The following is a 22,397-nucleotide window of genomic DNA, read 5'->3' as shown; positions in this document are numbered from 1 at the left end:
TTTTTTAGGCATTGACTGAAAAGTGTTACAGACTCCCCTCGCCAGCCTTGCGCCGCTGGACTTGCCGGGGCGCGCTACATACAATCGGGACATCGTTGCTGACCGCGTCATGGACGGGCGCGCGTTGCGTCGGGTCAGCACCATCAACGCCTTGCAAGATTTAGGAGAGGTCAGAAAGATGTCATTTGAAGTGTTCGAAAAACTGGAAGCGAAAGTACAGCAGGCGATTGATACCATCACCCTGCTGCAGATGGAAATCGAAGAGCTGAAAGATCAGAATAATAGCCTGAAGAATGAAGTTCAGCAGTCTTCTGGCAACCAGGATGCGCTGGTGCGCGAAAACCAGCAGCTGAAAGAAGAACAGCATGTATGGCAGGAGCGTCTGCGTGCCCTGCTGGGAAAAATGGAAGAAGTTTAAGCGTACTTTGAACGCTTGAAACAACGGGTGCCGCGGCACCCGTTTTTGTTTCTGAGGTTACTCGATGTCGAGTGCGTCTTCAGACAGGATCATCCCGGTGTTATCCGCGTAAAGATGATCGCCGGAGAAGAAGGTCACGCCGCCAAAGTTGACGCGCACATCGCTTTCGCCAATGCCTTCACCGGCAGCACCGACCGGGATGGCTGCAATCGCCTGGATGCCGAGTTCCAGCTCTTCCAGTTCGTCAACCTGACGCACCGAGCCGTACACCACAATCCCTTCCCACTCGTTTTGCACCGCCAGACGCGCCAGTTCTGCGTCCACCAGCGCACGGCGCACGGAACCGCCGCCATCAACCAGCAGCACCCGACCACGGCCGTTCTCTTCCAGCAGGTCATACAACAGGCCGTTGTCTTCAAAGCATTTCACTGTGGTTATCTGACCACCGAATGAGGTGCGTCCGCCAAAGTTGGAAAAAAGCGGTTCAACAACGTTCACTTCTTCATGGTAGATGTCGCAGAGTCCAGATATGTCGTATTTCATAAGGATGTCGTCTGTTTGCCACAGGAGCGATAAGTATATCGCTATCTGGCAAGTGTTGGCAAAATCATCACCCGCTAAAAAAAGCGCTGCATCAATATCCTGCGCAAAAAAAATGCCCGGCACAGTGGCCGGGCATCGTTGCGACGATGACTTACAGGATAAAGCGGCTGAGATCTTCGTCGGCGACCAGCTGATCCAGATGCTTACCAACATATTCAGCATCGATGGTGATCGATTCACCGTTACGATCGCTGGCGTCATAGGAGATATCTTCCATCAGACGCTCCAGCACGGTATGCAGACGACGCGCACCGATGTTCTCGGTGGTTTCGTTCACCTGCCATGCTGCTTCGGCGATGCGGCGGATGCTGTCCTCGGTGAAATCAATATTCACCCCTTCTGTCGCCATCAGCGCTTTATACTGCACGGTCACGGAGGCATTCGGTTCGGTCAGAATGCGCTCGAAATCGTTTACCGTCAGCGCCTGCAACTCAACGCGAATCGGCAGACGGCCCTGCAACTCCGGAATCAGATCGGACGGGCTGGCCACCTGGAACGCGCCGGAGGCGATAAACAGGATATGGTCCGTTTTCACCATGCCGTGTTTGGTGGAAACGGTACAGCCTTCCACCAGCGGCAGCAGGTCACGCTGCACGCCTTCACGCGACACATCCGGGCCGGATGACTGGCCGCGCTTACAGATTTTGTCGATCTCATCGATAAACACGATGCCGTGCTGCTCAACGGCGTCGATAGCATCCTGCTTCAGTTCTTCCGGGTTCACCAGTTTGGCGGCTTCTTCTTCAATCAGCAGCTTCATGGCGTCTTTGATTTTCAGCTTACGCGGCTTCTGCTTCTGACCGCCGAGATTCTGGAACATGGATTGCAGCTGGCTGGTCATCTCTTCCATGCCCGGAGGGGCCATGATTTCCACACCCATAGGGGCGGCCGCCAGATCGATCTCAATCTCTTTGTCGTCCAGCTGGCCTTCACGCAGCTTCTTGCGGAAAGACTGACGTGCCGCAGACGGCTCCGCGTTGTGCTCCGGCTGGCCCCAGTTGTTTTTCGCTGGTGGGATCAGCACGTCGAGAATGCGTTCTTCAGCCATCTCTTCGGCACGGTATTTGTTCTTCTCAATCGCCTGAATGCGCACCATTTTCACGGCCGCATCGGTCAGATCGCGAATGATGGAATCCACTTCTTTACCGACGTAACCCACTTCGGTGAATTTGGTGGCTTCCACTTTGATGAACGGCGCATGGGCCAGTTTGGCCAGACGACGGGCGATTTCGGTTTTACCGACGCCGGTCGGGCCGATCATCAGGATGTTTTTCGGCGTGACTTCATGGCGCAGCTCTTCGTCGAGCTGCATACGACGCCAGCGGTTACGCAGCGCAATAGCCACGGCACGTTTTGCGCCGTCCTGGCCGATAATAAAGCGATTGAGTTCGCTGACAATCTCGCGGGGAGTCATCTCAGACATGATTCAGATCCTTACGCCTTGGACGGTAATTCTTCGAAGTTAACATTATGGTTGGTGTAGATGCAGATATCGCCAGCGATATCGAGCGCTTTGGCCACGATATCCTTTGCACCTAACTCGGTGTTTTCCAGCAGGGCGCGTGCCGCTGCCTGGGCGTAAGGTCCACCCGAACCGATAGCAATCAGATCATTTTCCGGCTGGATCACGTCGCCGTTACCGCTGATGATCAGCGAGGCGGATTCGTCGGCCACCGCCAGCAGTGCTTCCAGGCGGCGCAGCATACGGTCGGTACGCCAGTCTTTAGCCAGCTCGACCGCGGCTTTCACCAGATGTCCCTGGTGCATTTCCAGTTTGCGTTCGAACAGTTCGAAGAGGGTAAAGGCATCTGCGGTGCCGCCAGCAAAACCGGCGATAACTTTGTCGTTGTAAAGACGACGCACTTTCTTAACGTTGCCTTTCATTACGGTATTGCCGAGAGTAGCCTGGCCATCACCGCCAATCACTACATGGCCGTTGCGTCGTACACTTACTATTGTTGTCACGGGCAGACCCCTTGTTGCAGTAGATAAAGGACTCCGCGCATACAGCGCGGAGTATCATGCAACCAGATATGGGGCGGGATTGAAGGGTTTCAACCCCCAATAGCGAGGGGAATACAGTTTCCGTGGCCGGAACTGTGCAGGCGTTTTACCGTGCTGTCGGCGCTGGTACGATCTTTGAACGGCCCAATGACCACGCGATTCCAGCCACCGCCGGTGGTAATCCGGCTCTCAAAACCTTCGAAAGCCAGCGCGGCACGCGCGGATTCCGCCTGGTCCGTCCCTTTAAACGAACCACACTGCACCATCCAGCGCTGTGACGGCGCTTTCTCGACCGGTTTCGCTTTCGCGGTTTCCGCTGGACGACTTTGCGGTTCCGGCACACGCGTGATCGGCGCAGGCTGCTGCGGCTGACGGGTTACCGGCTGCTGCTGCGGTATCGGCTGCGCGTGTTGCTGTTGCTGAACCTGCTGCTGGCGCTGCAACTGTTGTTGCTGCTGCTGACGTTGCAGGGTCTGCTGGCGCTGCGCCGGGGTTTGTTCGTTCCACGGCACTTCATTCAGCTGGGTCGGCTGCTGGCGCATATCCGCCTGCATCTGTTCCAGTAGCTGGCGCTGTTCATCGGTCAGCTGCGTTTGCGATTGTACGCCGCCGCCCGCGGAAGGTTCCGTTGGGGTCGGGACGGTGAGCTGACGATTTTCCAGTTCTTTGATGTATTTCCAGCGTTCTTCCGGCTTCGGCGGCAGGCCGTTGCCGTTAGCTTTGTGATCCGGGATGACCGGTGTCTCTTCTTTTTTGTGGTGGGAGATGAACCATAAGCCACCGGCAAAGGTGACCAGTACGGCCGCGGCCAGTACGATCATCAGTTTGGAGGTGCCCGAACCGCCTTTGCTTTTCTTGCTGCGGCCCGTGCTTTTTTTGCGACGCGTCCCTGTTGAACGCCCGCGGCCTACGTAATCTCTTTGTGCCACTCTCGTTCTGATACCCTTCAAAAAAGTGCCATGGGCGTGTAAATGTGCTGTTAATTGCCCGGCAAGGAATTCGCCATGTTACTCAAGGGCCGGAACTTTGACCAGCGGAGTCTGCCTTCAGAATCCGCTGAAAATGCACAGCAAAGGCGGCTATTTTTCACGTTTTGCGGCCGGTGCCGTGCTGCCGCGCACGCGCAGTTCCGCATCCAGCAGGCGGGAACCGTTGTTGACGCGCTTGCCTTGCAACTCATCCAGCAGCAATAACATCGCTTCACGACCGATCTCAAACCGCGGCTGCGCGACGGTAGTCAGGGGCGGATCGTAATATTGCGCCAGTTCGATATCGTCAAAGCCCACCACGGAAAGATCCTGCGGAATGCGCATACCCAGCTTGCGTGCCTGATTCATCGCGCCCAGCGCCATCAAATCACTATGGCAAAACAGCGCTTTGGGCGGATTCGGCAGGCTCATCAGCTGCTTCAGCGCATTGGCGCCGGCTTCAAAGGTAAAGTCGCCGTGCACAATCAGCGTGGGGTCAACCGGCAGGTTGCTGCGACGCAGCGCCTGAATGTAGCCCTGCAAACGGTACTGACACAGCGGGACATGTTCCGGCCCGGTGATGCAGGCAATCTGGCGATGGCCGAGTTGCAGCAGGTGATTAACCGCTTCGAAGGCGGCCGTCAGGTTATCGATATGCACCGTAGGCAGCGCCATCTCCGGCGCGAATTCATTCCCCATTACCATCGGCGGCAGGTTGCGCTGGTCATCAATGCCTGCCTCAAACGGCAGCTGCGAACCGAGCAGCACCATGCCGTCGATTTGACGCGTCATCAAAAGATTGAGAAAGGTTCTTTCCTGCTTATTCTGATGGGCGCAATCGCCAATCAGCACCAGATATCCCTCCTGGGCGGCGGTCACTTCCACACCCCGAATTATTTCACTGAAAAAGGGATCGCAGATATCCGGCACTATCACCAGGATAGTGAGTGTATCGCCGCGTTTGGCGTTGCGCGCCAGACTATGCGGTGAATAACCGACGGCGATCACCGCCTGTTCGACTTTCTGCCGCGTGGCCGGTGAGACTTTTTCCGGATTCATCAATGCACGAGAAACCGTGGCGGTCGAAACGCCCGCTTTCTCTGCCACATCTTTCATGGTGGCGACGGATGAGGGTTGCTTCTGATCCAACGTTTTGCTCCTGACGCAATACGGTGCGTGAATTTCTAACGAAAGCCAGGCATCAGCCAGGCTGGGCACTATTGTTAACCGAACGTCGGGTGGGGTTGTTACCTAATTTGCATAAAATTTGTGACTTGCGCGACTTTTTTCGATCCCGATCGCAGATGTGACATGACCTAGCTCTCAGTCGGGTCGATATCCAGCGTCCATTTGACTTTGCGCGAGGCGGGTAACGTCGAGATTAGCGGTAGCGAACTGCTTAGCAACTGTTGCAGACGTTTACGCGATGGATGTTGCAGCAGCAGCTGCCAGCGCCAGCGTCCGCTGCGTTTAGGCTGCAATGCCGGGACCGGCCCCATCAGCCACAGCGATGCATCCTTCAGCGGGCTGGCTTCCAGCAAATTGCGCAGCTGGTTGAGAAATTCGGCCGCCTGCTGGTTATCCATATCTTCGGCGCGGAACAGCGCGTGGCTGGTCCAGGGGGGCAAATGGACTGACTGGCGTTCCAGCAGCGTCTGCTCGGCAAAGGCAAAATAGCCGCGGTGCAGCAGGGTTTGCAGCAACGGATGTTCAGGGTGGTGGGTCTGCAACAACACTTCGCCCTGTTTGCCTGCGCGCCCGGCGCGTCCGGCAACCTGGGTGTAGAGCTGCGCGAAACGCTCGGCAGCGCGGAAATCAGCGGAGAACAACGCGCCATCGACATCTAATAACGACACCAGCGTGACATCGGGAAAGTGGTGGCCTTTCGCCAGCATCTGGGTGCCAACCAGAATGCGCGCGCCACCGCGATGCACATCGGCCAGATGTTGCTCCAGCGCGCCTTTGCGGCTGGTGGTGTCACGGTCGATGCGCGATACCGGCACGCCAGGAAAGAGTGTGCCGAGCTGCTGCTCCAGCTGTTCCGTCCCAACGCCCACCGGCATTAAATGGGTGGAACCACAACCCGGACACTGATTGGGCAGCGGACGCTGGCTGTCGCAATGGTGGCAGCGCAGCTGGCGGTGATGTTGATGCAGGGTGTAATAACGGTCGCAGCGCTGACATTCGGCAATCCAGCCGCAGTCATGGCACATCAGCGCCGGTGAAAAACCGCGGCGGTTAAGGAACAGCAGCACCTGGTTATCGGCCTGCAAATGCTGGCGCATTTTGCCCAGCAGCGCCGGGGCCAGGCCGCCTTTCAGCTGCTGGCCTTTCAGATCAATCAGCTGCTGCAACGCCGGTTTAGCATTACCGGCGCGCTTGGTGAGGTTGAGCTGGCGATATTTGCCGTTGCGCACGTTGTGCAGCGTTTCCAGCGCCGGCGTCGCCGATCCCATCACAATCGGGATGTCTTCTTCATGGGCGCGAAAAACCGCCAGGTCGCGCGCCTGGTAGCGCCAGCCTTCCTGCTGTTTATAGGAGCTGTCGTGTTCTTCATCAATGATGATCACCCCAGGGCGGGCCAGCGGAGTGAAGAGGGCGGAGCGGGTGCCAATCACAATCGCGGTTTCGCCGCTGCGCGCCCGCAGCCAGACGGCAAGGCGTTCGCTGTCGTTCAGCGCGGAGTGCAGCACATCAATCGGTGCGTGGAAACGTTCCCGGAAGCGGGCGATGGTTTGCGGCGTCAGGCCAATTTCCGGCACCAGCACCAGCGCCTGTTTACCCCGCGCCAGCACGTTTTCCAGCACGCTGAGATAGACCTCGGTTTTACCGGAACCGGTGATACCGGCCAGCAGCCAGGCGGCATAACGATCGTCTTCGCTACGAATCGCGCCCACCGCCATCGCCTGATCGGTATTGAGGCGCAGCCGTTCGCCTTTGACCGCGAAGGTCTCGCGCCAGTCGTGCATTTGCGCGGCGTGTTCACGCAGATCGCACAACCCTTTGGCCCGCAGCGCCTGGAGCGCGGCATCGGTAAGATCCTGCTCGCTGACCTGATGACGATAGAGCGGCTGCTGCCGAAGCGCTGCCAGCGCCTGCTGCTGCTTGGGTGCGCGCTTCAGGCTCTCCATCGCCACTTCACGTCCGGCGTCATTGATCACCCATTGCCACAGCGGGGCTTCCTGCGCCGGTTTGCCCTGACGCAGCAATACCGGCAACGCATGGCTGAGCACTTCGCCGAGTGGCGAATGGTAGTACTGCGCCGCCCAGTGCAGAATGCGCCACAGTTCGGGGGAGAACAGGCTGCCGTCGTCCAGCAGCGCATCGATTTGCTTTAGCTGCGTCAGCGGCAGGTCGCTGGTTGCGCGCACCGCGACCACAATGCCCACCATTTTTCGGTTGCCAAACGGCACGCTGACACGGCTGCCCGCCACCGGCTGTGCCGCATCAGCGGGGAGCAGGTAGTCAAACAGGCGAGGCAGCGGAACGGGCAGGGCAACCTGAACAACGGGCATGACGATCTCTATCCGGTTCTGTAATAAGGAGAAGTAGTGTACACGCTGGCGCGGCAGGCGGATATCCATCCACGCCATTTGCCAAAAGCGGTCATTTTCTGTATACTACGCCGCCTTTGATGAGAATCGCTCGTCAAAGATTACACATATTGTTCAACCGCGTGTGGTGCTGTGCAGGTTCGCCTGGCATAGAGAGCGACACGGCCTTTTATGAGGTTCTCCCATGAAACAAGGTATTCACCCGAAATACGAAGCAGTGACCATCACTTGCTCTTGCGGTAACGTGATCAACACTCGCTCTACCATGAACCACAACCTGAACCTGGACGTGTGCGGCAAATGCCACCCGTTCTACACTGGTAAGCAGCGTGTCGTTGACACCGGTGGTCGTGTTGATCGCTTCAACAAGCGTTTCAGCCTGCCAACCAGCAAGAAATAAGATTTGTTTGCCGTCGGCTTTCAGGAGTCGGCAGCAAGAAAAAACCCAGCCTCGGCTGGGTTTTTTTGTTTCTGGCTTCAGTATTCCCAGGTATCGGGATTGATGCCCATCTCACGCATGATCTTCTTCGCTTCTTCCGGGATCTCATCGCTGCGTTCTTTGCGCAGATCAACGTCGTCCGGCAGAGGCTGGCCGGTGAAAGCATGCAAAAAGGCTTCGCACAGCAGCTCGCTGTTCGTGGCATGACGCAGGTTGTTCACCTGACGGCGGGTACGCTCGTCCGTTAAAATCTTCAGAACTTTCAGCGGGATAGATACCGTAATCTTTTTGACCTGCTCGCTTTTCTTACCGTGTTCAGCGTAAGGGCTGATATATTCGCCGTTCCATTCAGCCATGGGTTACCTTAATCAATAAAAGTGGAATGTGGGGAAATCCGTTGATTATGCCCGATTTTTTGGTGCCTGACCCCTGAAAATGCAGGTTTTATGCTTAAACGTTACTTTCGGCAGAAAGCGCGCTGAACACCAGGCGATGACGCGTAATTTTAGCGGTTATTCGGGCTTTGCTCAATCTATACGCAAAGACATTTAGATGTCCAGATGTATTGACGTCCATCTACGGAGTGCTATCCTGTTGCCTCTTCTTATTACTCTTCAGGAACAGTAAGCACCATGACGCGTAAACAGGCAACCATCGCAGTTCGCAGCGGTTTGAATGATGACGAGCAATATGGCTGCGTTGTCCCACCGATTCACCTTTCCAGTACCTATAACTTTCTCGATTTCAACGAGCCACGCGCTCATGACTATTCACGTCGCGGCAATCCGACGCGTGATGTGGTGCAGCGTGCGCTGGCGGAACTGGAAGGTGGCGCAGGCGCGGTATTAACCAATACCGGCATGTCGGCGATTCATCTGGTGACAACGGTGTTCCTGAAGCCGGGTGACCTGCTGGTGGCCCCGCACGACTGCTACGGCGGCAGCTACCGTCTGTTCGATAGCCTGAGCAAACGCGGCGCGTATCGCGTGAAGTTTGTTGATCAGGGCGATAAAGCGGCATTGCAGGCGGCGCTGGCGGAAAAACCAAAACTGGTGCTGGTCGAAAGCCCCAGCAATCCGTTATTACGCGTGGTGGATATCGCCGGAATTTGTGAGGCTGCGCGCGCAGCGGGCGCCATCAGCGTAGTTGATAACACCTTCCTCAGCCCGGCACTGCAAAACCCGCTGGCGCTTGGCGCTGACCTGGTGCTTCACTCCTGTACCAAATACCTCAACGGTCACTCAGATGTGGTCGCGGGTGTGGTGATCGCCAAAGACCCGGCGCTGGTTACTGAACTGGCCTGGTGGGCCAACAATATTGGCGTGACCGGCGCGGCTTTTGATAGCTATCTGCTGCTGCGCGGTCTGCGCACCCTGGCACCGCGCATGGCGGCCGCTCAGCGTAATGCGCTGGCGATTGTTGATTACCTAAAGCAACAACCGCTGGTGAAAAAACTGTATCATCCTTCACTGCCGGAAAATGCCGGTCACGAATATGCGGTGCGTCAACAGCGTGGCTTTGGCGCCATGTTAAGTTTCGAACTGGATGCCGACGAAGCCCGTCTGCGTCGTTTCCTGAAAGCGTTGCAGCTGTTTACGCTGGCTGAGTCGCTGGGCGGCGTTGAAAGCCTGATTTCACACACGGCAACCATGACACACGCTGGCATGTCGGCCGAAGCGCGCGCGGCTGCGGGAATTTCCGAAACGCTGCTGCGCATTTCTGTCGGAATTGAAGATCACGAAGATTTAATCGCCGATCTGGATAATGCATTCCGGATCGCAGCCGAGGGGTAACCATGACGATTTCAGCAGGCGCGGGAACGCCGACCAGTAAGCAGTTGCACAAATTTGGTGGCAGTAGCCTGGCCGATGCGCGTTGTTATCAACGCGTTGCCAGCATTATGGCGGATTACAGCCAGCCGGGCGATTTGATGGTGGTCTCTGCCGCAGGCAGCACCACTAACCAGCTGATTAGCTGGCTCAAGCTGAGCCAGAACGATCGGTTGTCTGCGCACCAGGTGCAACAGGCATTACGGCGTTTCCACAGTGAATTGATTGCTTCGCTGCTGCCTGCTGAAACCGCTGAAACCCTCACCGCCACCTTTATCCGCGATCTGGAAAAACTGGCGGCGCTGCTGGATGGCACTATTACCGATGCGGTTTACGCTGAGGTGGTGGGGCATGGCGAAGTCTGGTCTGCGCGTTTAATGGCGGCAGTGCTGAGCCAGCGTGATATTGACGCGGTCTGGCTGGATGCGCGCGATTTCCTGCGCGCTGAACGTGCCGCACAACCGCAGGTGGATGAAGGCAAATCCTGGCCGTTGTTGCAGGCGCTGCTGACGCAGCATCCGCATAAACGCCTGGTGGTAACCGGCTTTATCAGTCGCAACGACGCGGGCGAAACCGTACTGCTGGGGCGCAATGGTTCTGACTATTCGGCCACCCAGATTGGTGCGCTGGCCGGTGTCGGGCGCGTCACCATCTGGAGTGACGTGGCGGGCGTATATAGCGCCGACCCGCGCAAAGTCTCGGATGCCTGTCTGCTGCCGTTGTTGCGCCTGGATGAAGCCAGCGAGCTGGCGCGTCTGGCTGCGCCGGTGCTGCACACCCGTACTCTTCAGCCGGTGTCCAACAGCGATATCGATTTACAGCTGCGTTGCAGCTACCAGCCGGAGCAGGGTTCAACACGTATTGAACGCGTGCTGGCCTCTGGCACCGGCGCGCGTATCGTGACCAGTCACGATGATGTCTGCCTGATTGAGATTCAGATCCCGGACAGCCACGATTTCGCCATCCTTAATAAAGAGATCGATCTGCTGCTGAAGCGCGCGCAACTGCGTCCGCTGGCGGTGGGTACGCATCCTGATCGTCAGCTTTTGCAGCTCTGCTATACCTCCGAAGTGGTCAACAGCGCCTTTAGCTTGCTTCAGGACGCGGCGCTGCCGGGCCATCTGCAACTGCGTGATGGCTTAGCGCTGGTGGCGCTGGTCGGTGCCGGTGTGACGCGCAATCCGTTGCACAGCCATCGCTTCTGGCAGCAGATCAAAGATCAGCCGGTGGAGTTTGTCTGGCAGTCGGATGAGCACATCAGCATCGTGGCGGTGCTGCGCGTCGGACCTACCCAGCATTTGATTCAGGGGCTGCATCAGTCGCTGTTCCGTGCGGAGAAGCGCATCGGCCTGATGCTGTTCGGCAAAGGCAATATCGGCTCGCGCTGGCTGGAGCTGTTTGCGCGTGAGCAGGAGACGTTGTCGGCGCGTACCGGGTTTGAGTTTATCCTGGCCGGTGTGGCGGACAGCCGCCGCAGCCTGCTGAGCTATGATGGTCTCGAAGCCAGCCGCGCGCTGGCGTTCTTTGACGATGAGGCTGTGGAGCGCGATGAAGAGTCGCTGTTCCTGTGGATGCGGGCGCATCCGTTCGATGATTTGGTGGTGCTGGACGTCACGGCCAGTGAGCCGCTGGCGCAGCAGTACCTGGATTTCGCCAGCCACGGTTTCCATGTGATCAGCGCCAACAAAGTCGCCGGGGCGTCGAATAGCCAGAGCTGGCGCCAGATTCGCGATGCCTTCGCCAAAACCGGTCGTCACTGGTTGTATAACGCCACCGTCGGCGCGGGCCTGCCGGTAAACCACACGGTGCGCGATCTGCGTGAAAGCGGCGATGCCATTCTGGCGATCAGCGGCATTTTCTCCGGAACGCTCTCCTGGTTGTTCCTGCAATTTGATGGCACCGTGCCGTTCTCCGAGCTGGTGGATCAGGCGTGGCAGCAGGGGCTGACTGAACCCGATCCGCGTGTTGATCTCTCTGGTCAGGACGTGATGCGCAAGCTGGTGATTCTGGCGCGTGAAGCGGGATACAACATCGAACCGAATCAGGTCCGCGTTGAGTCGCTGGTGCCATCCAGCTGTGAAGGCGAATCGATTGACCACTTCTTTGAAAACGCTGACGAACTGAATGATCAGATGGTTCAGCGTCTGGAAGCGGCGCAGGAGATGGGGCTGGTGCTGCGTTATGTCGCGCGTTTCGATGCCAACGGGAAAGCGCGTGTCGGCGTTGAAGCGGTGCGCCCGGAACATCCGCTGGCGGCGCTGCTGCCCTGCGATAACGTGTTCGCCATCGAAAGTCGCTGGTATCGCGATAATCCGCTGGTGATCCGCGGGCCAGGCGCCGGACGCGACGTTACCGCGGGGGCTATCCAGTCTGATATCAACCGCCTCGCCCAACTGCTGTAATCTGTCAGTGCCATGCAGACGGTATTTACCGTCTGCGTTTTTCATCTTGCCCCTGCGATCATGAAACTCTTTCACCTTGTTTGAATATTTGTCACGCTTGTTCATTAATTTTCCATTGACGCTTCGACGTTAATCGTTCATTTTGTGCATCTGGACGTCTAAACGTATGGATGTTCGCAGGCCGCAAATAATCGATGTGTGAAGATGAGGTAACAGGATGAGTTTCTTTCATGCCAATCAGCGCGAAGCGCTGAATCAAAGCCTGGCTGAGCTGAACGGGCAAATTAATGTCTCCTTTGAGTTTTTCCCGCCACGCACCAGCGAAATGGAAGAGACCCTGTGGAATTCTATCGATCGCCTCAGCAGCCTGAAGCCGAAATTTGTGTCAGTCACCTATGGCGCGAACTCCGGCGAGCGCGACCGCACGCACAGCATTATCAAGGGCATCAAAGAACGCACCGGTCTGGAAGCAGCACCGCATCTGACCTGCATTGACGCGACCCGCGATGAGCTGCGAACCATTGCGACCGATTACTGGAATAACGGCATTCGCCACATCGTCGCCCTGCGCGGGGATTTACCTCCGGGCGGCGGCAAGCCGGATATGTACGGCTCTGACCTGGTCGAACTGCTGAAAGAGGTGGGCGATTTCGATATCTCGGTGGCGGCGTATCCGGAAGTGCACCCGGAAGCCAAAAGCGCGCAGGCGGACCTGATTAACCTGAAGCGTAAGATTGATGCCGGTGCCAACCGTGCGATTACCCAGTTCTTCTTCGACGTGGAAAGCTATCTGCGCTTCCGCGACCGCTGCGTAGCGACCGGTATCGACGTAGAAATCGTGCCGGGCATTCTGCCGGTCTCAAACTTTAAACAGCTGCAACGTTTTGCCACCATGACTAACGTGCGCGTGCCGGGCTGGATGAACGCGATGTTTGAGGGGCTGGATGATGACGCGGAAACGCGCAAAATGGTCGGCGCCAATATCGCGATGGATATGGTGAAGATTCTGTCGCGTGAAGGCGTGAAAGATTTTCACTTCTACACCCTGAATCGCGCCGAAATGAGTTATGCGATTTGCCACACGCTGGGCGTGCGTCCGGGCGCTGCGGTTGGATAAGAAAAAAGGGGCTTCGGCCCCTTTTGCTTTTCTGACGGCGCATATAAATGCGCACTTTGCGTGTAGGGTCGCCATTAATGGCGACCTCGTCAGCAATCACTCTGCTTAACCGGTATTACGCATCCCCGCTGCAACACCCGCAATGGTCACCATCAGCGCCTGTTCTACGCGCGCATCTGGCTCATCACCACGTTCTTCCTGCGCGCGTGAGCGATACAGCAACTCTGCCTGCAACACGTTCAGCGGGTCGGTATAGACGTTACGCAGCGCGATAGATTCGGCAATCCACGGCTGATCCGCCATCAGATGCGCATCGTTGGCAATGGTCAGCACCGCTTTGATATCGGCGTCCAGCTGATCGCGCAGCTGCTGGCCCAGCGGCCACAGTGATTTATCCACCAGACGCTGATCGTAATATTCCGCCAGCCACAGGTCAGCTTTCGAGAACACCATCTCCAGCATACCGAGGCGGGTGGAGAAGAACGGCCAGTCACGACACATCGCTTCCAGCTGATCCTGATGCCCCTCATCCATCGCCTTCTGCAACGCGGCACCGGCACCCAGCCAGGCGGGCAGCATCAGACGGTTCTGCGTCCAGGCAAAGATCCACGGGATGGCGCGCAGCGATTCTACGCCACCGCTGGCACGACGTTTCGCCGGACGCGAGCCGAGCGGCAATTTGCCCAGTTCCTGCTCCGGCGTGGCTGAGCGGAAATACGGCACGAAATCGGGATTCTCACGCACATAACCACGATACATCGCGCAGGAATGGGCAGATAAATTGTCCATGATGTCGCACCATTCGTTTTTCGGCTCCGGCGGTGGCATCAGGTTGGCTTCGAGAATCGCACCGGTATACAACGACAGACTGGCGATTGTCACTTCCGGCAGGCCGTATTTGAAGCGGATCATCTCACCCTGTTCGGTGACGCGCAGGCCGCCTTTCAGGCTGCCCGGCGGTTGCGACAGCAGCGCAGCATGAGCCGGTGCGCCGCCACGGCCGATAGAACCGCCGCGTCCGTGGAACAGCGTCAGCGCGATACCGGCTTTCTCGCAGGTCTTGATCAAGGCATCCTGCGCCTGATACTGCGCCCAGCTGGCCGCCATAACGCCAGCATCTTTTGCTGAGTCAGAATAGCCAATCATCACCATCTGCTTGCCCTGAATAAAGCCGCGATACCAGTCGATGCTGAGCAACTGGCTCATCACGTCGTTCGCGTTGTTCAGGTCGTCGAGGGTTTCGAACAGCGGTGCCACCGGCATGGCGTAGGGAATGCCGGCTTCTTTCAGCAGCAGATGTACGGCCAGCACGTCGGATGGCGTCTTCGCCATGGAAATCACATAGGCGGCAATCGATCCCTGCGGCGCTTCTGCTGCGACTTTGCAGGTATCCAGCACTTCGAGGGTGTTATCGCTCGGCTCCCACTGGCGCGGCAGCAGCGGACGTTTGGAATTCAGTTCACGGATCAGGAACGCCTGCTTATCGGCTTCTGACCAGCTTTCGTAGTCACCAAGGCCGAGATAGCGCGTCACTTCGGCAATCGCTTCGGTGTGACGGGTGCTCTCCTGACGCAGGTCGATACGTACCAGCGGCACGCCAAAGCACTTCACGCGGCGCAGCGTATCCAGCAGCTGGCCATTGGCGATGATGCTCATGCCGCATTGTTGCAGGGACTGATAGATGGCATACAGCGGCAACCACAGCTGATCGTTGGACACCAGCAGATCGGCCGGACGCGGCAGGCGTTCGCCTTTCAGACGACGCTCCAGAAACGCTTGCGTGGTCATCAGCTGGCTGCGGATACGCTTCAGAATCACGCGGTACGGCTCGAGCGCTTCCGGGTCGCCGCTCAGCTCGCGCACTTCGTCGCTGCACTCGGACATCGACAGCTCGGAAATCAGCACGCCGATATCCCGCAGGAACAGATCGGCTGCTTTCCAGCGGCTGAGTTGCAGGACATGGCGCGTGACGCTGGCGGTCACGTTCGGGTTGCCGTCGCGGTCACCGCCCATCCACGAGGTAAACTTCACCGGCACAAAATCGACCGGTAGCTGCATACCAAAGGTCTCTTCCACCTGCTCATTCAGCTCGCGCAGAAACGCCGGTACGCCTTCCCACAGGCTGTTTTCCACCACGGCAAAGCCCCATTTGGCTTCGTCGACCGGCGTCGGGCGATATTTACGGATTTCGTCGGTATGCCATGCCTGGGCGACCAGCTGACGCAGACGGCGCATCACCTGATTACGTTCGTAATCGGAGATATCGGTATGGTCGAGTTGTTGCAGGCAGCTGTTAACTTCAACCAGCTTGTGGATCAGCGTACGACGGGTGATCTCGGTGGGGTGCGCGGTCAGCACCAGCTCCAGCGATAGCGATTCAATCGCCGCGCGGATGTCGTTTTCATTGAGATCTTTCTGCTGTTTCAGGCGATCGAACGTGGTTTTCAGCAGTTCCGGGTGATTAGCGCCGTCGCCGCTACGGGAAATGGTCTGATACTGTTCTGCCACGTTGGTAAGATTCAGGAACTGGCTGAATGCGCGCGCGACGGGCAGCAGCTCGTCATTCGACAGATTTTGCAGCGTAGTCAGCAGTTCCTTACGATGAGTGTCATTTCCTGCACGGGATGACTTAGAGAGTTTGCGGATAGTCTCCACCTGATCGAGGATGTTCTCTCCCAGTGCATCCTTTATCGTATCCCCGAGCAGTTTGCCGAGCATACTGACATTACTTCGCATTGCGGAATATTGTTCGTTCATTTGACCCTGACACCCTTATCGTCTTTTTAATTCATACACCCAACGGGCATAACTTCGTCTTTTATCTAGCCACGTATCGTCCGGTTCGTCAATTGCCTTAAACTGACGAAATTTTGCTGCTAAATGTTGGAAATTCAAAGAATTTAACTGGAGTGAAGCGAGATAAGTTATTCTTATTATCAAATCCCGAACATTGACGGGGCATTTTGCTGATTAAACAGTGAAATGCCCCATTTGTTGTTAATCAATGGCAAAAATGATGCACAACCTGCGTGATGAGCGCATGGGTCGGCTTAATAAATGATGTATCAATAAACTCATCCGGCTGATGTGCCTGATTGATAGAACCCGGACCTAATACCAGCGTCGGGCACAGTTGCTGGATAAACGGCGCTTCGGTGCAGTAATTCACCACTTCGGTCGGCGTACCCAGCAGTTTTTCCACCACTTTTACCAGCTCATGATCCGCCGGACACTCATAACCCGGAATCGGCGGATGCAGCTCGCCCACCGTCAGACGACCCGGCCAGCGCTCGCTTACCGGTGCCAGCGCTTCGTTGAGCAGGCCATCCAGATCGCTCAGGGTCAGACCCGGCAACGGACGAATATCCATATGCAGTTCACAGCAGGCGCAAATACGGTTGGCCGCATCACCGCCATGAATATGGCCGAAGTTCATGGTCGGATAAGGAATCTCGAAACCATCGTGGTTGTAACGCGACTTCAGCGTGTTGCGCAGCTGCATCAGCTGGGTGATCGACTCGTGCATCAGTTCGATGGCGTTAACGCCACGCGCCGGGTCGCTGGAGTGGCCGGATTGCCCCTGAATACGGATCACATTCGACAGATGGCCTTTGTGCGCGCGTACCGGCTTGAGCGACGTCGGTTCACCGATAATGGCGCAGTCCGGGCGCAGTTGCGTGGATTCGGCAAAATATTTCGCGCCCGCCATGGTGGTTTCTTCATCGGCGGTGGCGAGAATGTAGAGCGGCTTGTTCAGTTTGGTCACGTCAACGTCACGCAGCGCATCCAGAATAAAGGCAAAGAACCCTTTCATATCCGCCGTGCCTAAACCGTACAGTTTGTTGTCGTGTTCAGTCAGGGTAAACGGATCGCGCGTCCAGCGGCCATCATCGAACGGAACGGTGTCGGTGTGACCCGCCAGTAATAAGCCGCCAGCCCCGGTTCCGGTCCGCGCCAGCAGGTTGAATTTATGGCGGGTTCCGGGTACCGGTTGCACTTCGGTGCTGAAGCCCAGATCGCGGAACCAGCCCGCCAGCAAATTGATTAAAGTTTCATTGCTCTGATCGAGTGCGGCATCGGTGGCGCTGATCGATGGGGTGGCAATCAGCTGGCGGTAGAGTTCGATAAAAGGTGGTAATTTTGTCTTCACTGTTGACGGTCCTTGGGTTAGGATGTATCAATATTCATGCATTAATAGTGAATAAAAATACATTAACGTCGTCTGCATGTGAACAGTAAATCTTCTGCAAACGGCATCGTGGGCAACGGGGCAAGGCCGCGACCCGGAACGTGTGACTGTAATAAGGTATACAGCCTGATGTTGAATACGCTGATCGTTGGTGCCAGTGGTTACGCTGGCGTAGAGCTTGCCACCTACCTGAATCGCCATCCGCATATGAACATAACCGCTTTAGCGGTTTCAGCGCAAAGCCCGGATGCCGGAAAATTACTCTCCGATCTGCATCCGCAGCTGAAAGGGATTGTCGACCTGCCGTTGCAGCCGCTGAGCGATGCGGCTGAATGGGCGGATAAAGTCGATGTGGTGTTCCTCGCCACGGCGCACGAAGTCAGCCACGATCTGGCCCCGGAATTCCTCAAGGCCGGTTGTGTGGTGTTCGATCTCTCCGGCGCGTTCCGCGTCAACGACGGTGCTTTCTACAATCAATATTACGGTTTCACCCATCAGCACGGCGACTGGCTGGATAAAGCGGTCTACGGTCTGGCGGAGTGGCAACACGAAAAAATCAAAGACGCGCAGCTGGTGGCGGTACCGGGATGCTATCCCACCGCCTCGCAGCTGGCACTGAAACCTCTGGTGGAAGCGGGCCTGCTGAATGAAGCGCAATGGCCGGTGATCAACGCCACCAGCGGCGTGAGCGGTGCCGGGCGTAAAGCCAGCGTCACCACCAGTTTCTGCGAAGTCAGCCTGCAACCGTATGGCCTGTTCAATCATCGTCATCATCCGGAAATTGTTGCCCATCTCGGCACGCCGGTGATCTTTACGCCGCATCTGGGCAACTTCCCGCGCGGCATCCTCGCGACCGTGACCTGCCGCCTGAAGCCGGGCGTGACGGAAGAGGACGTGGCGGAAGCGTTCCACAATGCTTATCACGACAAGCCGCTGGTGCGTCTCTATAAGAAAGGTGTGCCGGCGCTGAAAGGCGTGGTCGGCCTGCCGTTCTGCGACATCGGTTTTGCATTACAGGGCGAGCACCTGATTGTGGTTGCCGCCGAAGATAACCTGCTGAAAGGCGCCTCTTCCCAGGCGGTTCAGTGTTTGAATATTCGTTTCGGCTTCCCCGAAACGCTGTCACTGATTTAACGGACGAGTAAGTAAACCATGACCAATCCGCTGATTATTAAACTGGGTGGCGTCCTGCTGGACAGCGAAGAAGCGCTGGCCCGTCTGTTTGATGCGCTGCTGGCGTACCGCACTGAATATCAGCGTCCGCTGATTATCGTGCACGGTGGCGGCTGCCTGGTGGACGAGCTGATGAAGAAACTCGCGCTGCCGGTGAAAAAGAAGAACGGTTTGCGCGTGACGCCAGCCGATCAGATTGACATTATTACCGGTGCCCTGGCCGGTACGGCGAACAAGACCCTGCTGGCCTGGGCGAAAAAATATGGCATCAACGCGGTGGGTTTGTGCCTGGGTGATGCGGGTCTGGTGAATGTCGAGCAGTTCGACGAAGAACTGGGCCACGTAGGTAATGCGACACCGGGCAACCCGGCGCTGGTGAATACGCTGCTGGGCGCAGGCTATATGCCGGTGATCAGCTCTATCGGTATCACCGATGGCGGCGAACTGATGAACGTCAACGCTGACCAGGCGGCGACCGCGCTGGCGGCGACTATCGGTGCCGATCTGGTGCTGCTGTCGGATGTCAGCGGTATTCTCGATGGCAAAGGCCAGCGCATCGCCGAGATGACCGCAGCGAAAGCGGAACAGCTGATCGCGCAGGGCATCATTACCGATGGCATGATTGTTAAAGTTAACGCAGCGCTCGACGCGGCCCGTACCCTGGGTCGTCCGGTCGATATCGCCAGCTGGCGTCATGCTGAACAGCTGCCAACCCTTTTCAACGGCGTGTCGATTGGCACCCGGATTCTCGCTTAACGATACTGATTCAAGGATTACGAAATGCAAACGCAAGGCATCAAAAAAATTGTTCTGGCTTACTCCGGTGGCCTTGATACGTCTGCCATCATTCCATGGCTGAAAGAGAACTACGGCGGCTGTGAAGTGGTTGCCTTCGTGGCGAATATCGGCCAGGACCCTGCCGATCTGGATGGCGTTGAGAAGAAAGCGTTGCAGTCAGGTGCGTCTGAGTGCCACGTTGTTGATCTGCGTGAAGAGTTCATCAGTGAATATGTTTACCCGGTATTGCAGACCGGTGCGCTGTACGAAGGCACCTACCTGCTGGGTACTTCCATGGCGCGTCCGATTATCGCGAAAGCCCAGGTTGAGCTGGCACTGAAAGTCGGCGCGGATGCGCTGTGCCACGGTGCGACCGGTAAAGGTAACGACCAGGTGCGTTTCGAAACCACCTACACCGCGCTGGCGCCGCAGCTGAAAGTGGTTGCGCCGTGGCGTGAGTGGAACCTGCGTTCGCGTGAAGCGCTGCTCGACTACCTGAAAGAGCGCAACATCCCGACCACCGCGTCGCTGGAAAAAATCTACAGCCGTGACGAGAACGCCTGGCACATCTCCACCGAAGGCGGCGTGCTGGAAAGCCCGTGGAACGCACCGAACAAAGATTGCTGGGTGTGGACCGTTGATCCGCTGGAAGCGCCGGATCAGCCGGAGAACGTCACCGTGACCGTAGAAAAAGGTCGCGTGGTTGGCGTGAACGGCGAGAAGCTTAGCCCGTTCCAGTGCCTGGAAAAACTGAACGTACTGGGCGCGAAACACGGTGTGGGCCGTATCGACATCGTGGAAAACCGTCTGGTGGGCATCAAGTCTCGCGGTTGCTACGAAACCCCAGGCGGCACCATCATGGTGAACGCGCTGCGTGCGGTTGAGCAGCTGGTTCTGGATCGCGACAGCTTCAAATGGCGCGAGCAGCTGGGCCAGGAAATGTCATACGTGGTGTACGACGGTCGCTGGTTCGCACCGCTGCGTCAGTCTATCCAGGCGGCCGCTGAGTCCCTGGCTGAGCTGGTCAACGGCGAAGTGGTTCTGCAACTGTACAAAGGCCAGGCCACGGCGATTCAGAAGAAATCCGTCAACAGCCTGTACTCTGAAGAGTTTGCCACCTTCGGCGAAGACGAAGTCTACGACCACCGTCACGCGGGCGGCTTTATCCGTCTGTTCTCGCTCTCTTCACGCATTCGCGCGCTGAACGAGCAGAAGAAGTAATTCCGCGGTAACGACACAGTTTCAAGGGCGGCTTCGGGCCGCCCTTTGTTTAACAGCATTCAGGAGTATTCAGATGGCACTTTGGGGTGGACGCTTTACTCAGGCAGCAGACCAACGGTTCAAACAATTCAATGACTCGCTGCGTTTCGACTACCGCCTGGCGGAGCAGGACATCATCGGTTCTGTCGCCTGGTCAAAAGCGCTGGTCACGGTTAACGTGCTGAGCAGTGAAGAACAGCAGCAGCTGGAAGCCGCGCTGAACGAATTGCTGGCCGAAGTGCGCGCTAATCCGCAACAGATTCTGCAAAGCGATGCCGAAGACATCCACAGCTGGGTGGAAGGCAAACTGATTGAGAAAGTCGGCGCGCTGGGCAAAAAACTGCACACCGGCCGTAGCCGTAACGATCAGGTCGCGACCGATCTGAAACTGTGGTGCAAAGAGCAGGTCGCTGTGCTGCTGGATGCGACGCGTGAGCTGCAAAAAGCGCTGGTGGTGACTGCGGAAGCGAATCAGGACGCGGTGATGCCGGGTTATACCCACCTGCAACGCGCCCAGCCGGTGACCTTTGCGCACTGGTGTCTGGCCTATGTCGAAATGCTGGCGCGTGATGAGAGCCGTTTGCAGGACACGCTGAAGCGTCTCGACGTCAGCCCGCTGGGTTGCGGCGCGCTGGCCGGTACGGCCTATGAGATCGATCGTCAGCAGCTGGCGGGTTGGTTAGGTTTCGCCTCTGCCACCCGTAACAGCCTCGATACCGTTTCCGACCGCGACCACGTACTGGAGCTGCTGTCGGATGCCTCGATTGGCATGGTTCACCTGTCGCGCTTTGCGGAAGACCTGATTTTCTTCAACACCGGTGAAGCGGGTTTTGTTGAGCTGTCAGACAAAGTGACCTCCGGCTCCTCATTGATGCCGCAGAAGAAAAACCCGGATGCGCTGGAGCTGATCCGCGGCAAGTGTGGCCGTGTACAGGGCGCGCTGACGGGCATGATGATGACGCTGAAAGGTCTGCCGCTGGCCTACAACAAAGATATGCAGGAAGACAAAGAAGGGCTGTTCGATGCGCTCGACACCTGGCTCGACTGTCTGCATATGTCGGTACTGGTGCTGGATGGTATTCAGCTGAAACGTCCGCGTTGCCAGGAAGCGGCTGAGCAGGGCTATGCCAACTCCACCGAGCTGGCCGACTATCTGGTCGCCAAAGGCGTGCCGTTCCGTGAAGCGCACCATATCGTGGGTGAAACGGTAGTTGAAGCGATTAAGCAGGGCGTGGCGCTGGAAGCGCTGAGCCTGGCGCAGCTGAAGCAATTCAGCGCGGTGATCGAGGACGATGTCTATCCGATTCTGTCGCTGCAATCCTGCCTCGACAAACGTAATGCGCGTGGCGGTGTGTCGCCACAGCAGGTCGCGCTGGCGATTCAGGAAGCCCAGCAGCGTCTGCGTTAAGCAGGCAAAAAAAAGCGGGCTATGTCGATAGCCCGCCAACCTCTAGCTTCGGAATTTCATATTGTTATTGGCACATCATCAAAGGGTTGGCACTCCCGGCCAACACAGTGATTTGTCAGACTGATTGCAGGTGTTGCTCCTTACTCTCTCAGCCTCTTTTTTTCATTGCTTCTCAGATGCCACGTATTATTCCTGTCCGCAGCTTGATAGGGCTAATCGTTCATTGCTATTCTATCTATCGCCACGGGCTATCGTG

Annotated in this window: 18 protein-coding genes; 9 read left to right on the top strand and 9 right to left on the bottom strand. The window is 57.1% G+C overall.

Features of this window, described 5'->3' with window-relative positions:
• The first annotated feature begins 178 nt into the window (after window positions 1-178).
• Window positions 179-418, top strand: coding sequence for a cell division protein ZapB (gene zapB, locus AC6I8V_RS19615; protein ID WP_497845890.1), 240 nt, complete (start codon window positions 179-181; stop codon window positions 416-418).
• 57 nt (window positions 419-475) lie between these two features.
• Here the strand turns inward: zapB and rraA are convergent, their stop codons facing one another.
• The 6 genes from rraA to priA form a co-directional block, all read right to left on the bottom strand.
• A complete protein-coding gene (rraA, locus tag AC6I8V_RS19610) occupies window positions 476-961 on the bottom strand; it encodes a ribonuclease E activity regulator RraA (RefSeq protein ID WP_497843829.1) in 486 nt (161 codons plus the stop codon).
• A 151-nt stretch (window positions 962-1,112) separates the two neighbouring features.
• The gene (gene hslU, locus AC6I8V_RS19605; RefSeq protein ID WP_497843828.1) at window positions 1,113-2,444 is read right to left on the bottom strand and encodes an ATP-dependent protease ATPase subunit HslU; all 1,332 of its coding nucleotides are present in this window, start codon (window positions 2,442-2,444) and stop codon (window positions 1,113-1,115) included.
• An 11-nt stretch (window positions 2,445-2,455) separates the two neighbouring features.
• Window positions 2,456-2,986 (bottom strand): ATP-dependent protease subunit HslV, encoded by a 531-nt coding sequence (hslV, locus tag AC6I8V_RS19600; RefSeq protein WP_497843827.1) that lies wholly within the window; start codon window positions 2,984-2,986, stop codon window positions 2,456-2,458.
• 89 nt (window positions 2,987-3,075) lie between these two features.
• Window positions 3,076-3,954, bottom strand: coding sequence for a cell division protein FtsN (gene ftsN / locus AC6I8V_RS19595; RefSeq protein WP_497843826.1), 879 nt, complete (start codon window positions 3,952-3,954; stop codon window positions 3,076-3,078).
• A 150-nt stretch (window positions 3,955-4,104) separates the two neighbouring features.
• Window positions 4,105-5,142 carry a DNA-binding transcriptional regulator CytR gene (gene cytR, locus AC6I8V_RS19590; protein ID WP_497843825.1) on the bottom strand — a complete coding sequence of 346 codons (1,038 nt, stop codon included), beginning with the start codon at window positions 5,140-5,142 and terminating at the stop codon, window positions 4,105-4,107.
• A 167-nt stretch (window positions 5,143-5,309) separates the two neighbouring features.
• Window positions 5,310-7,508, bottom strand: coding sequence for a primosomal protein N' (priA, locus tag AC6I8V_RS19585; protein WP_497845889.1), 2,199 nt, complete (start codon window positions 7,506-7,508; stop codon window positions 5,310-5,312).
• Window positions 7,509-7,731: 223 nt separating this feature from the next.
• Here priA and rpmE point away from each other — a divergent pair, with 223 nt between their 5' ends.
• Window positions 7,732-7,947, top strand: a complete 216-nt coding sequence (rpmE, locus tag AC6I8V_RS19580; RefSeq protein ID WP_497843824.1) for a 50S ribosomal protein L31 — start codon at window positions 7,732-7,734, stop codon at window positions 7,945-7,947.
• A 77-nt stretch (window positions 7,948-8,024) separates the two neighbouring features.
• Here the strand turns inward: rpmE and metJ are convergent, their stop codons facing one another.
• Complete coding sequence (gene metJ / locus AC6I8V_RS19575) at window positions 8,025-8,342, bottom strand: met regulon transcriptional regulator MetJ (RefSeq protein WP_013510984.1); 318 nt, start codon at window positions 8,340-8,342, stop codon at window positions 8,025-8,027.
• A gap of 276 nt (window positions 8,343-8,618) precedes the next feature.
• On the opposite strand from metJ, the gene metB reads away from it, so the two are divergent.
• The 3 genes from metB to metF all read left to right on the top strand — a co-directional run bounded on the left by metB (window position 8,619) and on the right by metF (window position 13,334).
• Window positions 8,619-9,779 carry a cystathionine gamma-synthase gene (gene metB, locus AC6I8V_RS19570; protein WP_497843823.1) on the top strand — a complete coding sequence of 387 codons (1,161 nt, stop codon included), beginning with the start codon at window positions 8,619-8,621 and terminating at the stop codon, window positions 9,777-9,779.
• Window positions 9,780-9,781: 2 nt separating this feature from the next.
• Window positions 9,782-12,217, top strand: a complete 2,436-nt coding sequence (locus AC6I8V_RS19565) for a bifunctional aspartate kinase/homoserine dehydrogenase II (protein WP_497843822.1) — start codon at window positions 9,782-9,784, stop codon at window positions 12,215-12,217.
• A gap of 217 nt (window positions 12,218-12,434) precedes the next feature.
• Entirely contained in the window at window positions 12,435-13,334 is a 900-nt protein-coding gene (gene metF / locus AC6I8V_RS19560) for a methylenetetrahydrofolate reductase (protein WP_497843821.1), read from the top strand.
• A gap of 105 nt (window positions 13,335-13,439) precedes the next feature.
• On the opposite strand, the gene ppc is transcribed toward metF, so the two are convergent.
• On the bottom strand, window positions 13,440-16,091 hold the full coding sequence (gene ppc / locus AC6I8V_RS19555) for a phosphoenolpyruvate carboxylase (RefSeq protein ID WP_497843820.1): 2,652 nt from the start codon (window positions 16,089-16,091) through the stop codon (window positions 13,440-13,442).
• Window positions 16,092-16,335: 244 nt separating this feature from the next.
• Window positions 16,336-17,484, bottom strand: a complete 1,149-nt coding sequence (gene argE / locus AC6I8V_RS19550; RefSeq protein WP_497843819.1) for an acetylornithine deacetylase — start codon at window positions 17,482-17,484, stop codon at window positions 16,336-16,338.
• Window positions 17,485-17,652: 168 nt separating this feature from the next.
• On the opposite strand from argE, the gene argC reads away from it, so the two are divergent.
• The 4 genes from argC to argH all read left to right on the top strand — a co-directional run bounded on the left by argC (window position 17,653) and on the right by argH (window position 22,141).
• Complete coding sequence (gene argC / locus AC6I8V_RS19545) at window positions 17,653-18,657, top strand: N-acetyl-gamma-glutamyl-phosphate reductase (protein ID WP_497843818.1); 1,005 nt, start codon at window positions 17,653-17,655, stop codon at window positions 18,655-18,657.
• An 18-nt stretch (window positions 18,658-18,675) separates the two neighbouring features.
• Window positions 18,676-19,452, top strand: coding sequence for an acetylglutamate kinase (argB, locus tag AC6I8V_RS19540; protein ID WP_497843817.1), 777 nt, complete (start codon window positions 18,676-18,678; stop codon window positions 19,450-19,452).
• Between the two features lie 24 nt (window positions 19,453-19,476).
• Complete coding sequence (locus AC6I8V_RS19535; protein WP_497843816.1) at window positions 19,477-20,694, top strand: argininosuccinate synthase; 1,218 nt, start codon at window positions 19,477-19,479, stop codon at window positions 20,692-20,694.
• A 73-nt stretch (window positions 20,695-20,767) separates the two neighbouring features.
• On the top strand, window positions 20,768-22,141 hold the full coding sequence (gene argH, locus AC6I8V_RS19530; protein ID WP_497843815.1) for an argininosuccinate lyase: 1,374 nt from the start codon (window positions 20,768-20,770) through the stop codon (window positions 22,139-22,141).
• The last annotated feature ends 256 nt before the right edge of the window (window positions 22,142-22,397 follow it).

The sequence above is a fragment of the Pantoea sp. X-Soil-TKNS-1207 genome (assembly GCF_059730485.1).
Note: the sequence above shows the minus strand (reverse complement) of the source record. Positions and strands in the feature narration are given on the sequence as shown.